Source organism: Gluconobacter sp. DsW_058 (assembly GCF_002153615.1).
Classification (GTDB): Bacteria; Pseudomonadota; Alphaproteobacteria; order Acetobacterales; family Acetobacteraceae; genus Gluconobacter; species Gluconobacter cerinus.
In genome coordinates, this window is record NZ_JOPH01000001.1 from 111,658 (window position 1) to 128,028 (window position 16,371).

The 16,371-nt window shown below is 59.7% G+C and carries 13 protein-coding genes; all 13 read right to left on the bottom strand.

Annotation, left to right across the window (positions count from 1 at the left end):
* Nucleotide 1: 1 nt before the first annotated feature.
* The gene (locus HK24_RS00555) at nt 2-1,624 is read right to left on the bottom strand and encodes a hypothetical protein (protein WP_086632898.1); all 1,623 of its coding nucleotides are present in this window, start codon (nt 1,622-1,624) and stop codon (nt 2-4) included.
* The gene (locus tag HK24_RS00560) at nt 1,624-6,696 is read right to left on the bottom strand and encodes a phage tail length tape measure family protein (RefSeq protein ID WP_086632899.1); all 5,073 of its coding nucleotides are present in this window, start codon (nt 6,694-6,696) and stop codon (nt 1,624-1,626) included. The genes HK24_RS00555 and HK24_RS00560 overlap by 1 nt, the downstream gene beginning before the upstream one ends.
* A gap of 267 nt (nt 6,697-6,963) precedes the next feature.
* Nucleotides 6,964-7,608, bottom strand: coding sequence for a hypothetical protein (locus HK24_RS00570; RefSeq protein ID WP_086632900.1), 645 nt, complete (start codon nt 7,606-7,608; stop codon nt 6,964-6,966).
* 2 nt (nt 7,609-7,610) lie between these two features.
* Nucleotides 7,611-7,805 (bottom strand): hypothetical protein, encoded by a 195-nt coding sequence (locus HK24_RS00575; RefSeq protein WP_143412277.1) that lies wholly within the window; start codon nt 7,803-7,805, stop codon nt 7,611-7,613.
* A gap of 182 nt (nt 7,806-7,987) precedes the next feature.
* Entirely contained in the window at nt 7,988-8,428 is a 441-nt protein-coding gene (locus HK24_RS00580) for a hypothetical protein (RefSeq protein WP_086632902.1), read from the bottom strand.
* A 95-nt stretch (nt 8,429-8,523) separates the two neighbouring features.
* Entirely contained in the window at nt 8,524-9,480 is a 957-nt protein-coding gene (locus HK24_RS00585; protein ID WP_086632903.1) for a phage tail tube protein, read from the bottom strand.
* Nucleotides 9,481-9,544: 64 nt separating this feature from the next.
* Entirely contained in the window at nt 9,545-10,318 is a 774-nt protein-coding gene (locus tag HK24_RS00590) for a hypothetical protein (protein ID WP_086632904.1), read from the bottom strand.
* Entirely contained in the window at nt 10,315-12,630 is a 2,316-nt protein-coding gene (locus HK24_RS00595) for an SGNH/GDSL hydrolase family protein (protein ID WP_086632905.1), read from the bottom strand. The genes HK24_RS00590 and HK24_RS00595 overlap by 4 nt, the downstream gene beginning before the upstream one ends.
* A gap of 12 nt (nt 12,631-12,642) precedes the next feature.
* A complete protein-coding gene (locus tag HK24_RS00600; RefSeq protein ID WP_086632906.1) occupies nt 12,643-13,647 on the bottom strand; it encodes a phage tail tube protein in 1,005 nt (334 codons plus the stop codon).
* 24 nt (nt 13,648-13,671) lie between these two features.
* Nucleotides 13,672-14,085: a hypothetical protein gene (locus HK24_RS00605; protein WP_086632907.1), complete on the bottom strand. Its 414-nt coding sequence runs from the start codon at nt 14,083-14,085 to the stop codon at nt 13,672-13,674.
* Entirely contained in the window at nt 14,082-14,408 is a 327-nt protein-coding gene (locus HK24_RS00610) for a hypothetical protein (RefSeq protein WP_086632908.1), read from the bottom strand. Before HK24_RS00610 ends, HK24_RS00605 begins: the two co-directional genes overlap by 4 nt.
* Nucleotides 14,408-15,058: a phage head-tail connector protein gene (locus HK24_RS00615; RefSeq protein WP_086632909.1), complete on the bottom strand. Its 651-nt coding sequence runs from the start codon at nt 15,056-15,058 to the stop codon at nt 14,408-14,410. The genes HK24_RS00610 and HK24_RS00615 overlap by 1 nt, the downstream gene beginning before the upstream one ends.
* 21 nt (nt 15,059-15,079) lie before the next feature.
* On the bottom strand, nt 15,080-16,321 hold the full coding sequence (locus HK24_RS00620; protein ID WP_233125911.1) for a phage major capsid protein: 1,242 nt from the start codon (nt 16,319-16,321) through the stop codon (nt 15,080-15,082).
* Nucleotides 16,322-16,371: the final 50 nt, after the last annotated feature.

Consider the following 16,371-nt stretch of genomic DNA (forward strand, 5'->3'; position numbering starts at 1 on the left):
GTCAGACCAGTATCGTGAGGGTTGTTGTCGTGCTGGAGCTGCTGACGTGTTCGCTGATCACCACACCCGGAACGGCCGTTTTCGCACCAGGCACAGGCGCCTGAAGCAGAACAGGATCCCCGAGATCCACGGCGAGCGCTGCGGATTGCGGAACATCCACCGCCCAGAGATGCCGGCAACGGCCCCAGACAGCGCCATGCCAGTTTGCAATGGCCTGCGCGTCTGCCTGATTGGCTAAGGCTGTTGTGATCAGTGCCGGATCTCCAGGCACCCGCCAGGACGCCTTGATCGCGGTATCAAACCACACGGCACCCCGGTCGCTTTCGGCAATCAAGGACTGCCGGTCGGATGCGGCCTGCGGATGCAGACCAGAGCCGGATGTCTGAACCGTGAAGACGTGCTGCCAGCCAGTACGCCAGCGCCACGTGGGCGGATCCAGAGAACTGTCGAGAGCCACCGGGCTGATCGCGCTGATCAGATCCGTGGTGAGGGTCAGAAGCGGCGCGCCCGCCTCGGCCGGATCCCGCAGCCGGATCGGCCGCAGCGTTCCGGTCCGCGTCGGCACCAGGGAAATTCCGAGGCCAGACAGAAGCGTGGTCACAGCCTGGCGTCCCGTCACACTGTCCGATCCATCCCAGTACCACCCGCCCCAATAGGGCGCGAGGTCAGAGAAGGCTGGCCAGGCGGCATCGATGTAGGTTGCCGGCAGGACCAGGTCTTCAATCAGAAGCTGGCGCAAGACGTCCAGGACGTTTTCAGGGCTGGCCCCGGAACGGAACCGGCCCACGGCGTCCACGGTGATGCCATAGACGGGCTTCGTGCCAAGGCGGATCCATGTTCCTGCACTGCTGGACAGAACCGTGTAGGTGCCCGGTGCAGGAGAAACGGCATAGAGATCCGTAACCGTCCCCCCGAACGCAATGCCACCGCCAAAACCGCCTTCATACAGGGCCGTGATGGAGACCGGACCGTCTGAGAGCTGATAGACATAATTGGCACTGTCGATCAGCACAGGCGAGATATTGCAGACCCGCCCCCGCAGACGCGGGATATTCCGGCCGGAGACATTGCTGTCCCCATCCAGCCGGCCGGTACCGCCATAGATTGAAACCGGCATGGTGCCATCCAGCCAGTATGTGGCATCGAGCAGCGTAATCGACACGCTGTTCAGACCCGGCTGCCAGTTTTTCCCGAGACCTGAAAAAACCGGGCTCAGGTTTGATGAAACCGGGTCCGTCCAGATCTGGCGCGCGCCATCCCACAGGCGCGTGCCCTCACGGATCCGCACAGGCAGATGATCATTCACGCGGGTCTGGAGCAGGCCATCCAGAACGCCATCCGGATTGGCCAGCGTCAGGATCCCGATCGAGAAAGATCCGCCCAAGGCATCGGCTGACAGGGTCAGGGACCGTGTCAGATCAAGCGCCTGGGTCACATACGGCGGATATGGGACGTGGTTTTCGTCCACATATCCCGCATCGGAATAGCGCAGGGTTTCAAGAGATTCAGGATCATCCGGAAGCTGGGTCAGTGCGCCCCAGGGCGCATCACCCCAGCCTGGAACCGCTGCCGGCTGAATGACAGTCGGCAGAACGATATCCATTTCAATCGTGCGAAACCGCATCAGGCTGCCCTCGGCCGCGTGGCGTCCGTGGCAGCTTTCAGCTTCTGGTCCTTCTGCATGGTCTCCAGAACCTTGATGATGGCGTCCAGCTGGACTGGCACCTGTTGCGTTCCTGCGGTCTGATCCTGAACTTTCTGAAGCAGCTGTTTCAGAAGATCCAGGAGGCTGCTTTCGGTGCCAGACAGGCTTGTCACAAGCGTCTGGACGTCCGGGCTCGCCAGAGACGTGCCGGCCGCCGTTGTTCCGGACGGGCTCTGAGCAATGCCAGAAAACGTCATCTGTCCGATAGAGGACATTAACGTCTCAGCCGCCTGAGACAGACCTGTTGAAGACACAGTGCCCGCACCCAGGCCAGCCCCCTGATCTGTCTGCGCGGCTGCTCCGGACAGGGTTTGAGCCGCGTTAGGGTACGCCGTCGCACCGACCGACGCCGTCAGCTTGTCCGCAGCCTGAGACAGCGCGGTTGTGGAAACACTGCCGGATGTGGTGTCCGACTGGGCCTGCACAAGCTGCTGGACCAGAGACGTGGTCAGACTACCGGTATCAGCACTTCCCAGGGATTTCAGGATATTGGCCACACTGGAGAAATCGCCAGCATAGCCAGTCCCGGACCCCTGATAGGTTTTTGAAGCCGTCAGGAACGTGCTGGCATCCGACTGGATCCGTGACAGGGCATCATAATCCCCCGCCATGGCCGCCTTGTAGTCGGACTGGAGATTGTCGTTGGCAGCGGCATATTGCATCTGCGCGGACAATGGGGATGCGTCCGAGGTATCCAGACCACGGGCATAGTCTGCCAGGCTGGAGAACACCGACCCCAGAGACTGCTGCGCCTGCTCCTGATACTGCTTCATCTGCGCCAGGCTGGTGCCGTTGTACTGCTCCTGGATCTGGAGCCGTTCAGCGGCCAGAGCCTTTTCGAGATCCGCAGATTCGTCCAGGTATTCGTCATTGCTTTTATAGGCATCCCCCAGGAACGACTGCCAGGCGCTGTCCAGGGCTTTGCGCTGCTGATCGGCACTGGTGTCGAAATTCAGAAGGGCAGCCCCCTGATCGTCACCCGTCGCCGTCAGATAGCGCGCCCTCACGGACGTGTCTGAATCGCGCAACGTGTCCAGCTGTTCTGCAAATCCTTCGTCATAGAGAGACTGGTATTTTGCATTGAGCTGCGTTCCGTCCAGCCCGTATGCGCCCGCCTGAGAGCCCGCGACATCATAGGTCTGTCGCAAGGCCGCCATCTGGTCCACCCAGGACTGCTGCCCGGAGACAGTGGCCTTGAGCAGATCCGGCATGGTTGTGTTGACGAACGTGGTGACAGTGGAGATCTGCGTCTGGAGATCGGACGTGGACAGGGTTTTCCCGCCCAGAGCCGTCGTCAGCGCTGTTTTCAGATCCCCGGTCGCCTGGGTGAAAGTCCCGACCGTGACGGTGCCGTCCGAATTGAACTTCGAGACGGCAACGCCGAGCTGATCAACAGTATCAGCCATGGTCTTCAGGTTCTGAATGGCTGTCGCGTAATCCGACACGGAGGTCGCATCACTCGGCAGCCCCTGCTGAAGCGCCTGATTGAACGTCGCATCTGACGTGCTGTACGTCGCCTGTTTCAGAAGATCCGTCAGCGACACGGACTGCAAGGACGCATCCTTGTTGTTCTTGTCGTCACGAACCGTTCCGAGCAGGCCGCCATCACCGCCGCCAATCGTAACGCCGGCAGAGGACAGAACCGAATTGAAGGACGCAATGTCGCTCTTCAGCTGTTCCGTGATCTGGTCAGTTTGTGCCTGATTCCAGGTCTTGCCCAGGGACAGCTGACCGTCCGTCGTCATGACCTGGTCGATCGTGTACGGGTTTTTCTTGTGGCCGAACATGCCACCGAAAAGACCGCCCAGACCGCCACCAATCAGGCCGCCCAGCATGGTGCCGATAACCGGAATGAAGGATCCAGCCGCAGCCCCCGCCGCAGCACCTACGGCACTTCCGATTGTGCCGTTGCTCTTCAGGCCGCCGCCGATCCCGGACAGGGCAGAGCCGATCCCGAACCCGCCACCAACACCACCGAGCAGGTTTCCGACCGTAGCAGTTCCAAACAGATTGGTTTTAAGCCCGGAGGAAAGCCAGGACGTTGAACCGCCCGCGCTACTCAGAGAACCCGAAGCCGATCCCGCCGACCCAAGGCCGCCGAGAGCATCCGCATCATCCTGCGCCGTGTAACTGGAAGAACTTCCACCAGACAGAATGGAAGAGACGTTCCCCAGTGTTGTCCGGCTTTTGCCATCGATGGCACTCAGAAGCGGATTGATCAGCGCCAGCTTGGCGATCATCGAGATCAGCTGACTTTCCACACCCTGCATGGCAGACTTGAACGTCACCCCACCATTTGAGGCGTTGACCAGGGCCTGTGTGAAGCTGCTCGACAGTGTATCCGCTGCGGACGAGATATCACTGGTCAGCTCATTCAGGGTGTCCTGCTGATGCTGGTAGGCATTTGTGGCTGACTGGATCGCCGCAACGTTGGTCAGATTCTTCTTGCTGGCCTCGCTTTCCGCATCGCCGCCATCTTTCAAAATCTGATTGCGCTCTTTCAGGACGGCAAGCTGAACCGATACCGCATCAGAATTCTGCCCGAGCAACGCTGTTTCCGCCTTGATGTAATCAAGGTCGAGGCTCTGGCCATACAGCTTCCCAGCGGAGGCCAGGTCTACTTTGGCCGCTGTTGCGGAATTGAGAACGCCCGTCCAGATCAGGATCTGGCGCGATTGTTCCTTTGTGCCTTCCGTGGACGTGTCCCGCGCTTTTTCTGCTGCCTCTTCAGCGTTGAGATACTGCGCAAGCGGCCCCTTTGTGGCATCATAGCCTGCCACCAGATCCATCTGCGCCGCTGTCTGCCGATTAACAGCCGCCACAGAGTTATTGAACTGATCTGTCAGGATAGCCTGCTGACCTGCCTCAGCCGCCTGAAGCTGCGCCGCCGTTGCATGCGCCTGTCCCAGTTTCTGCGCCGCCTGTTCGGCTGCCTGGTCAGCCTGGACCATGGCCTGTTCTGCTGCCGAATAGGTATGAGCAGATTGCTCTGCCAGCCCCTGCTGATGCGTGAGTTCCTGCATCGGGTCTCGCAGGTTCAACAGCGCTGCGCGGTGTACGCCCAGACGTTCTGTCAGCCCCTGCATCTGAGTGGCGTATTCCCCGTCGGTATAAACACCAGCCTTGCGAAGATCTGACAGATCTTTCTGGGCCTGCGTCAGTTTCGCGATTTCCTGCGACTCTGACTGATACGCCGCAGATGTGGATCCGTTAGACGTGGCCAACGCATCATCCACAGAGGTCCGCTTGGCTGCGACTGTTGTAGCGCTGTACGCCTGACCGCCCGTGACTCTTTGCGCATAGTCCAGGACACCACTTGGGACCGTGTTCGTTTTTCTGCTCAGATAGTCATCGACATTGCCCGGACCCCAGTTGTACGCCATGGCCACAAGGATCTGATTGCCCTTGTACTTCTGATACAGCTTGATGAGGTACTGCTCACTGGCAGTCACATTGCCGGTTGTATCATTCAGGTCATTGCCGTTTGCATTCGAAAGCTCGACCTGCATGGCGCCAATAGCACCAGCAGACGAGACGACAACCCGGCCATTCTTGTATTGTCCCTCGGGACTTTCAATGGGCTGCATCCGATGTGCCAGCGAGATGACATCAGACGGCGCATTCAGTTTCGTCCCGACACTGTCAATAATGTCTGAGAGGCTGGAGGAAGATGAGACGCTGGATTTTTGCGTGATCCCACCCAGATCGTCGCCATTCAGCGTTGACGTCCGGATCTTGTTAATTCCGTTCAGGACTTCAGCCAGGCTGCGCACGGCCTTTGTCGCGGCAACGTCAATGCCATCGCCCAGCCACTGAGCCAGAGATTTTGCGCCGTCAATTGGGCCATAAAAGGCAGTGCTCAGGTCATGAAGTGCCGTTTGAAGAGGCGTCAGGCCATGCTCTGCTGCGCCAGCCGTGGCTGTTCCGACCTGCTGCATCAGCAGTTGCCAGGCCTGAAGGCGGTTTCCAGAATTCTGAAGATCAGAAATCTGGTCGACCAGCCCCCTATGAACGCCAAGCAGTCCCTTATTCGCAAAATCTTCAGCCGCTTTGGCAGGGTCGGTGAAGGCGGCCGCCATTTCTTTAGCCGCTTCTGGCACCGTTTCACCCATGACTTCCGCCAGATCCCGCGCTTCTGCAGACAGCTTCTGAAGGCTTGAGCTATCAATGGTCGGAACGGCAGCAAATGTGGTTGTAACGGACCGACTGTCTTCAAGAGACAGGCCACTGGTGGATGAGAGCTTGCGTGCCGCAGACTCGGCGGAAGCCGCCATTGCGGTGTAGTCATCCCGTGCGGCTCGCAGATGCTGCGAAAGGCCAGCCAGCTGTTCCTGCTCGGCCTCGGCATAAGCGCCCATCTTGTAAATGGCGGCCCCGGCTGCAAGGGCACCGGCAGCAAGGCCTAGCTTCAAGTATCCGCCGACCAGCTGGACGGCATTGCCAAGGCCGCCCACAACCTGGACCATGTTCGGCACCTGGTAGAAGGCAGCTTTCATGGCAGATCCGCCGCTGGCGACCTGGTCAAAAAACTTGTGCGCTTCGTCCGCCAGAATGCCCAGCTGATAGCTGGAGACCTTGGCCGTTTCCGATGTCTCTTTCAGGCCATCAGTGGATTTCTTTGTGGCCGCCACAGCCTCTTCATGGGCAGTCACGAGCTTGCCGACGATTTCCCGCTGCTTATCAAGCGCACGGCCAGCCTCTTCCTGCGTGACCTCGCCACGGCGCACACTTTCTGCCAGCTTGTCTTCAGCATCCTGCAGCGTCGTCTGTGCTTTGGTCAGGGCTGTTGCAGATTTGGTCACCGCGTCCAGACTTCTGACATATCCCGGGCCGCTTTTCCCGGATCTGGTCATTTTCGTGTCTGTGACTTCGACGGAATCGCCTACACGGTCGATACCATCGGCCAGCTTATTCAATGCGTCAGTATCGGCGGCGGCAGAGGACGCAATTTGACTGTCAAAAGCGACTTTAAGCTGTTCTACAGTCGGCATGGTAGCGTCCCCTGGATTTACTAAGAGGTTATTGCGATGAACTGGAAATTTTTACTGGGCCTTCCGTTAGCTCTGACGGCCTGCACGACTGCCTCATCAGTCCCAAAACCGGGCGGCGGCGCTTATCACATCATCGGCTGCGGAACTGCTGCCCCGCTCCGTATTTGCTACGAACGAGCAAATAAAGAGTGCCCAACGGGATACAAAGTCATCAGCACAGACAATGATGGCGTTCGGAAAGAACTGACAATAGATTGCGACAAGTAATCAGTTTCTTCTTGTAAGAATTAAGGCCGGATACGTGATTGGTTTTCCGGCCGCCCTGTCTTTCGAACGCCCCTGACTGCGTCGAAGGATATAGGGAGCATTGTTGAAGAGGCCGGCCGGGATAGACACAAAGGCCCGTTGTGCCGTGACCGTTGGAAACTGGCGTTGAACGTACTGCCTGGCTGCTTCAACGATGCCAGGCGGAACGCTCATGCCCTTCATCGCGCCCGTGTCGATTTTCCGGGCATAGGGCTGCGGATTGACAATCATGATTTCCACATTGTCCGGGATCTCGGACAGATCCCCGCGCCAGGGCTTGCCATCGACCGCAGCAATCCAGGTATCCCGGTAAATTCCAGACCGTACCGGAGAGCGATCTTTGCAGATCTGGAGCGCGGCTTTGACGGCCAGCCCCAGAGTGTTGAACTTGTAGAGAATGAAGCCATCCGGCCGGACAGACGTTTCCGAAGCGCCCAGACGGCCATCCACAGTGGTGGTCCAGTGCGGCGGCGCGTCCCCGCTCCTGATCAGTGCGTCACGCTCCTGGATAGCGATCTGCGCCAGTTTTGCGGATAGCGCGGCCGGAGAGAGGGTCCGATCCGCGAACAGGCGAATACTTCGGGCCACGGAACGCGGTTTTGCCATCGTTACCCCCGCATGAAGCTGGTGACTTCTGCTGTAATTTTTGCATTTCTGTGCCGGACAAAAACGGCGTCCATTGCGCGCACCTGGAACAGGAGCCAGACCCGCTCTTCAGATGGAAGGTCATTGGCCTCACACCAGGCTTCGATCGTGACCCACTGGATGGGCAAAGGCCGGGCAATACCCCGGATTTTGCCCATACCCACGCCGACCAGGTCTTCGACCCATTGCCGGTCATATTGCAACTCATGCCAGCAACGCCACGGCCGACTCAGCCAGGGATGGGGGAGAACCCGCTGTTCGAGCAGGAACTCACGGATTTCGGCACTTTCTCCGTCACCGACAAACCCACCCCAGTCCAGTTCCCATTCCAGGGCGCTGATCAGTTTCCCACGGCAGCTTCATTCTGCTGCACCCGTTCGTCACCGACCCGGCCCGCCGCAGAAATCGCCAGGAAGACCAGAACCGGATAATTGCCGCTTTCCAGCATGGCCTTGAACTCATCCACCGTGATGTCCGGGCCGTCATCGTCTTTCTGAAGTCCGTCCACCCCGAGAACGCATTCACGGGAGATGGCAATGCCCTGGACCTTGTCTTCCTCGGACGGCGGCAGCGTGTCCGGAGTGTACAGCGTTGCCCCTGGCACGATCGTGCGGTTCAGACGGCGTGCGGCTTCAGCCTTGAGCGCATAAAACGTATCCCGATAGGCAGGGGTAAAGCCACGGGTCGTGATGCCGAATTGTTCGCCGGCAGGGCCGACGACAATGCGCTCGCCTTCAGAGACGCGGGACTGATTGCGGGTAAAGGAAGACAGTTTTGCCATGGTAGTGATTCACTCTGATCTGAGGGCTGATGTCAGCCCGTGAGACATAAAAAAACCGCCCGGAGGCGGTCATTCAGGGCAACAGAAAGGAAGGATCAGCCGCCAGCCGGCTTGATCTTCGCAATCAGGAAGGTGCCCCCACCGGCCGCCGGATTTCCCTCGATGTCGAAGGTGGCCATGATGGAGGTATTCTTGCTGCCGGCATTGATCTGCGGGTTCAGCAGAACGGCGTTGAGGAAGGTCAGCACATAGCCGTTTCCTGTCCCGTCAGTGACCGTGACAGCGATCGGACCGCCCTTGCCAGACGCATACCGCTCATAGACAGCGTAGGACTTGAAGAACATCTGAAGCTGGCCAGATGCTTCAAGCTCGCCATGGCGCACACCGCAGGCGTCGGCATGACCGTTGCCGTAATCTGCGCCGCTGCCGTTCCGGTCGAGCTTGATGGACAGGGTCCGGATGCAGCCGTCCGGCGTCGTGCCATCGATCGTGACACCACCGAAATTCCCGACTGTGTCGAGGACCGTCCCGGTCGGTGCGTCCAGATAGCCCGAGGCTGGATCCGCATCTGCCTGATCCTGGCGCGCAGCCGTAAAGTCAAAAGAGACCTGCGCAAAGGAGCCCTGGGAGAACGTCAGCTGCGCGCTGGTGCAGATGGCCCCCGGCCGGACAAACCATTTCTCGCCAATCGCTTCGACAATGGACCAGGTTTTGTAAACCTTGCCATTGCGCACCGTACCGTCCTCGGCCCAGTCGTTACACAGCACGGCCCCTAAGAGGTCATCATAGGTGCCGACGGACAGGGCACCCGACAGCGTGCCAGAGACTGAAACCTGTGTGGTGACAGCCTGCGCAGCTTCGGCCAGATCGTTGATTTCATCCGGACGCTGCCGGCTGTCCGTTGGCTTGAAACTTTCGCCTGTGAAACGGGTCTTCTGGAACGCAGCCGCTGGAATGGCGGCATAATTGTCCTCTTTCGCATAAGCGAGAACGGCCGCATTCGCCTGGGCAGCGGCCAGGAAACCTGCCGTGGATCCTGAATAAGTCGTCATGGGATTCATCCATAAAAAAACCGCCTCAGAGGGCGGTGACGTGAACAGTCAGAAGGATTGAGGATCAGACGGTAATCGCCTCGGCTGCCAGGTCAGCACGGATCAGCGTGGCCATGGCGTCCACTTCCGCATCAGACAGCGTCATGTTCCACAGGAAGCACCGCTTGATCTGGATGGGCTGTTTTGTTCCGAACAGGGGGAGATAATCAGCGCCAAGCATGACGGTTGGGGTTTCCCCATCCTTGGCGTACATCGTTCCAGACCAGTTCTGAACCTGTTGTGTGCCAGCCGTCAGCGCCTGAATGGTTGCGGTAATGCCACCACCACCAGATGACCTGATCCGGGCGACATACAGCCCCCAGTTCTGCGCCTGCGCATCCGTCAGCACTGCGCCCCCGTATTGAGTGGACAGAGCGTTGTTCACTTCATTGGCGAGGTAGAGAAAGGCGTACCCTTTGCCCAGGCCAAAGGAAAAGCCGGCCCACGCGGCCTTGCTGGCTGAATTGTAGAACGTGGCCCCCATGACGCCGATCATTTCATTGCCGGCCACGGGGGCATTCGGCAGACGGGCAACAAAGAGCAGGGTCATGTCAGCGCTCTGGGCCACAGGTGCCTGAATGGCCACAGGCGTCGGCAGACTGCGCCCCAGGGTCACTTCCCCATCAGACGCTGCTGGAACCGACAGAAAGGGAGCGGCAGGAACGCCGCTTTCCGCCAGGTTATCGAGCGGGGACGAGAACCGGCTGGCATAAACAGGCTGCTGGCTGGTCGGGAAAATATAGCCAAGCCGGCCGCTGGCCATCTGACCTGCAATCGTGTGCGTCTGAACGTAGCTCACTGATCAAGATCCTGTGCAATAAAAGCGTTGATATCGCGGCCTGCAAGGGATGCGAGCGTGCGACCACCCGACGGAAACGGGTGGATGGTGTCCCCATGCCAGACCAGAGCATCGAAATTTCCGGCAGCATTGACCGAGAGCGGAAGCCCGTTCAGGAACGGCGTCAGAAGCGTGATGTTCGGATGCTGGCCAGCCGGGAAATACTGCCAGAACCAGTCCATATCCCCGACCTTGGCCTCGGAAATGATCCAGACGTGTTTGACACCGGCCGCGAGAACAGCGGAGGCAATCGCCCGGACATTCTGAAGCGTTGCGGCCTTGTCTTTACCATGGCTGAAATCGTTGATCCCCAGCCAGATGGTCGCCAGGTTGTATCCGCCCTTTTGCAGTTCAGTGATGAGACCCGGCTGCGTGTTGGGGATGAAGTCTGTTGTCTGCGACCCGGATACAGCAAGGTTGAACACCTCCAGCGGCTGATCCAGATAATCCCCGATCATGCTTGGCCAGTTCTGGCAGTCTGCGTTGATGTAACCAGCCGTGCGGCTGTCCCCAATGCAGAACAGGCGCGGCTTGACCTGCGGCGTGTAATTCCACCGCAGCGCGGCCGACCGGTTGGCGCGCTGAATGTCGGTCGTGGTGGCCGCACGTTTCGCCAGGACCACACCCGTCAGAACGCCATTACAGGCATTTCCCAGGCCGGAAGAGCCAAGTGTGAAGCCTGTCAGCGTCTTGGACAGCACCCCGGCAGGGACTGTCAGCGGCGCGGAGGCTTCGCCCACCCACGTTGAAACCGACGTGCCACCGGCCGCGCTGATCCCTACCATGGATGGATTGCAGGGCTGGTACTGGCTGCCCTGAACGTAGGACGTGCCATCATAGACGCCGAGCTTGCCGTCTTCATTAATACCGCTGACTGTCGAGACGGCCCCGACCGTCAGAAGCTGAATGCGCTCATCCGATGCCGCGTTCGTTCCGGCCCATCGGCCAAACGCCAGGGCCGTGAACGTGCCGGACGCAAGAGACACCGCGGTATTCTTCAAAGACCGTGCAGCCGAAGCGCCAGACGTGTCAAAGGAGATGGCCGTAAAGCCGTTGACCGTGACCACACCGATTTTCGGGGCTGATCCGTAAGAGCCCGTCAGCTGATGCCCGTTTCCGGACTGGTCATACAGCGTGGTGATTTCGGCCGTCGTGCCGGTATCGCGATCAACAAGGGCGCGGGACAGAATGCCAGCGTCATGCTTGCCGCCCGCGACAATCGGAACCGTGGTGACAACCGAAGAACCCGCGACTGTCGTGGTGACGTCAAAGGCAGGTCCCGTGAAACCTGCGACAACCGCATCCACGCCCCAGGCACCGGCAAGGTCGGTTCCGAACACATCCCCCGGACAGGCCGGCGCAACGTCAGGTGTCAGATCCCAGACCGCGCCGCCTGCACCATTGCGCAGGCAGGTGTAATGCCGGCCACGGAACTGCCAGCGGTCATTCGCAGCATACCCGACACGGGCATCATCGAGATGGCCAGGCGCACGGCATGTGACGTTCGCTGCAACAGGCCCACGCGTATCTGCAACAATGCCAGGGAATGCGAGAGTGGAGCGGTTATCCACCACGCCCCCGGTTTGATCGAGGGTCAGGACACCCGAACCCCGCAGAGAGGACGTGACAATCTCAGAGGGGCCGATCAGGGCAGACGCGCCTGGAAACTGGGGGGAGCCGTCTGCGAGAATGCCCGCGATGATTCCGCCGAGATCATCCAGCCAGGCAATGGACCACCGCGATGACCCCGGAGTGCGGATTGTGCTTTGCCCCGCAGCGACCGAGGACAGGCCCGTCAGGGTCTGCGCGACGGCAGCCCAGCCCGCACGGGCGAAATACTGCCACTGTCCGCTGGTGAACCATGCCGCATCCCCGGCCGTCCACGCCGCGTGCCCATCCAGATCCGTCGTGCCGGCACTGGAGACGATATAAAGGTCGCCTTCTATGCCCTGGCCGCTGGTCAGGGACGGACTGTTTCGGGCGGCATCCCAATAGCCGCGCCAGTTGAGTGGCGCATTGCCCTTGAGTGCATCTGTCAGCAGGACTTTGGCGGAATTTCCGTCAAGCGTCAGTCCTGCCAGAGTATTCAGGGCCGCCTCAGAAGACGCGATGGCTTCCTGGGCCACGCCGCGAAGCCCGGCAACATCTGAAAAGCTGGATACATATTCGCCATCGAGCTTGTAAGCCTGCGCGACACCCCCAACAATCCGCACGAAGAGGATGGCGTCGCCCGCCTGAAGCCGCTCTTCTGGCAGCGTGGATATTTCAACCACGGTCAATCACTCCTACGGCCTCAGAGCCGTTCCATTAAATGTCACTGACGCGCCTGAAACACTGATGGTTCTGAACGGGTCAGTGTGTCGGGACAGGGCAAAGGTTCCGCCGCCTGGCAGCGGGTTTCCTTCGATGTCGAAGGTGGCAAGAATTGAGGTATTGCGGCCGCCCGCGTTGATTCTGGGGTTCTGAAGCGTCGCGTTCAGGAACGAAAACACATAGGCATTTCCATTGCCGTCATTGACGCGGATCACCACAGGACCAGCGAGCCCGCGCTGATAGCGGCGATACAGGTCAAAGCTCCTGAAGAAGATCTGGACGCTGCCTGTTGCCGTTAAATCGTCAGGCTTCTGCCCGCAGGGACCAGCTTTACCCAGGCCATATTCAGGCGTGGATCCATCGCGCCCCAGTGTGAAGCTGAAGCTGCGCACCGCTCCGTCCACGGGCACACCGTCGATCAGAAGGCCGTCAAAGTTTCCCGCCGTATCGAGAACAGCCCCCACCGGCGCTTCCAGGCGCAATGTGGCTGGATCCTGCGTCACGTAGGTCTGTTCTGCACAGGTGAAATCAAACGCGACCTGCGCATAAGATCCCTGCGACAGGGTCAACTGGGCTTTGGTGCAGACACATCCGTAACGGACGATCCAGCCCGCGCCATACCGCGCACAGAGCGTCCAGGAGCGGACCTGTCTGTCATTCAGCATGCTGCCGTTCTGAGGGGTTGAGCCGAGAATGGCCGCGAACAGCCTGTCATAGCCCCCGATTGAGAACGCGCCTGTCAGGGTTCCTGAAATTGAGATCTGAGACGTGAAAGCCTGGCAGACTTCACCGCGCCTCGTGATTTCTGGTGGACGGATCCGCTGGCTCTGTTCCCGGAGGGTTTCGTTTGTAAAACGGAGCTGCTGGAACGCACCGCCGGAATACTGTCCGTAATCCTGCTCCAGAGCCAGCGACAGCTCAACGTCGTTGGACTGGACGCCGGCATGAACGCCCGCCGTCTGTCCCGTGTATGCCATATCTGACCTCTGGATCTGAAAGCGTTACAGGACGCGGTCCTGGTATCGGTAATCGACCATCAGCGAGAACCGGAACCAGTTGCCTTTGTCGTCAGCGTTAGGGGGATCAAACCCCTGGCCGTCGTAATAAAGACCGATCGGCAGCGGGGAGACCGGAACACGGAAGGCCACAGAAAGCGCCTTGCGCAGGGTGATGGCCGACAGTGCCCCGGATCCGCTTTCCACCATCAGGTGCAGCCAGATCTGTCCGGTTTCTTCATCGACGATTTCACCAGCCCCAAGCCGGTCCGCTGCGGCGCTGGCCACTTCAAACAGGACATAAGGTCCATCAGGCGTTGTGCGCTGTTGTTCCAGGGCATCCAGAACTGTCAGCCCGAGGGCAGCCCCCGCAGCCTTGGCGCGGTCAAAGGCGTCTTGCCAGACGACGGGAGAGGTCATGTTCCACCTGCTGTAATAAGGGTCCAGCCACAGAGGTCTGCCCCGTCATAGACAGGGGACGCATCCGTCAGCGTGTAGTCCCGCACGCCGTCGAAGAGGCGGTCTCCCTTGAGGGGAGGTCCGTAGCCGGCTGCTGACAGTTCATCGTTCAGGATCTGGGCAATGAAAGCCTGGACCGGCAATGTCGCATCGATCGTGGCTGTCGTGGGTGGTGGAGCGTAGCCTACCAGTTCAACAGATTTGATCTTGTTCGCAGTGACCAGGCGCATCGGGCGGCCTTTGCTGCGGATCTGGCGGCGGCGGCGTTCTGCTCTGTAGCCCATCAGATGCCCTTTACCGCTCGAAAGCTCTGAACGAGACCTGCGGCTTCCGGTGTCAGTCCACCCAGGGCCGGGTCGGGTGTGACCCAGCTTGTGGATCCGACACCCTGTTCATTTTCTGACTTCAGGGCCTGATCCCGGCCTTGTGCATGGTAGGCCGCTGCGGCAACGCGCCGAACAGCCAGCACAATCGGACCTGGAAATGTTCCCGGATCCGCCGTGCCGTCCTCATTTTTGCCTGGCAGCCTGTAGCCGGCCTCATACGTGACTATATACCGCCCTGGAGGCCAGGAGGGATGGGATACGTCCGGTCGGAACACCTCGCCGCAGTCGTCATCGATGACCAGATCGTCAAGCGCGTCCTGCGCAAGCGCTGCTCCATTGCGCGTGACGGCTGTCACTTTCTGAACGGGATAGACGCCCAGCAGCAGAGACAGCGTGCGCGGGAAGGGCCGCACAAAGATCTGGTCCTGCCAGGTCTGATACAGAAGAGGCCGCCCGATAAAAGCCAGTACGGCCTCAGTCGCATCCAGAAGGTAGCGCTGGAGGTCTGTGTCAGACTGGGCATCCGTGATGCCCAGATCTGCCTTCAGGTCATCCAGTGAGGCCAGAGGCACCAGGGCAGGAGCTGACCCGAGGGCAATGCTTCTCATCGATCAGTCTCCTGCTTGAGATCAGCCGCCGCCTGGAGCAGGAGCTGCGCCAGTCTGAAGAGCCTTGATGGCCGTGCCAGCACCAGGCATGCCGCCGCCGAAGCGGGCATATCCGAAGAAGGCGGTCTGGAGAGCATCGGCATAGCGCTCATTCAGGCGCACGACCGAGAGGCCTTTCACGTTTCGGAACTTGTAGTTCTTGAAGTTGCCGAACAGCATGGCCTTATTGCCCGCGCCAATGTCAGGCATGCTTTGGTTGATGTTCAGAGGCGAGCCCGCGAACATATCCGGTGCGCCTGTAGCAATGGATGGCGACCAGAGTGGGCGGCCTTCATTGTCCTTCAGCTTGCGCAAAGCCTTGAACGTCATATCGTTCAACATGAACGTAGCGCCCTGACGATAGGCTGGATCCACACTGTGCTGCAGGTCGAGAATGTCATCATAGCCGATGGCAACGGTGGCCGTGGTGGCGCCTACTCCTGCGGCCGTGCAGACACCCTGCGGCATATTCGTTCCGGTACCTACCGTCAGATCATCCGCCAAAGTACGGCCAAAGCGCGTCGCCAGAGCGGTGCGCAGGAAGGCGTCCAGATCGAGGAAGGAATCCTGCATCAGCGTCCAGGGCACCAGAACGGCATCCGTAGCGTACAGATAGGCTAGGACACTGGAGATGCCGAACTTCAGGTCGCCAGTGCCGATCGTGGTGTTTTCACCAATGATCTTTGCTCGGGCGGCTGTGTCATCGTTCGTTGGCCAAGGAAGCGGTGCACCTGAGGCCGTGGTGATTTCGTCGAACAGATCCAGTGCCGTGAAGTAGCTCTTCAGAGCGACCAGAAGCTGATCAGCAAAAAGCGGCGGGACAAGATAGCCGCCAGCCTGGCCAGACTGGGTGCTTTGTGCTGCACGGAACTCAGTGCCTAGGCGCGCCTGGTTAAGTGCGAAGACACGGTCCTCTCCGGCAAGGTTGTCCATGCCGCCACGCAGCCAGGCCCCGAAGACGCGGACTTCCTGTGTTTCACGATCACGCTGTTCGTCAGAGCCCCGGCCTTCCTGTTCGCCACGGGCGGCAACCTGGACCGCCAATTCCGCTTCAGCGGCTTCTGCGGTCTCAATGCGGTCAATGCGGGCCTTCAGTTCATCTGCCTCGGTCATCATGGCATCGAACTGGGTATTCTGTTCTGCGGTGACGGTTTCGCCGTTGATCAGGGCGCGGGCGTCAGAAATCAGCTTCGCACGCTTGGCGCGTAGTTCCTTGGAACGCATGGAATGTCCTGTTTTAGATAGGAAATGGGCATGCTGCGCCTGTGCGGCGC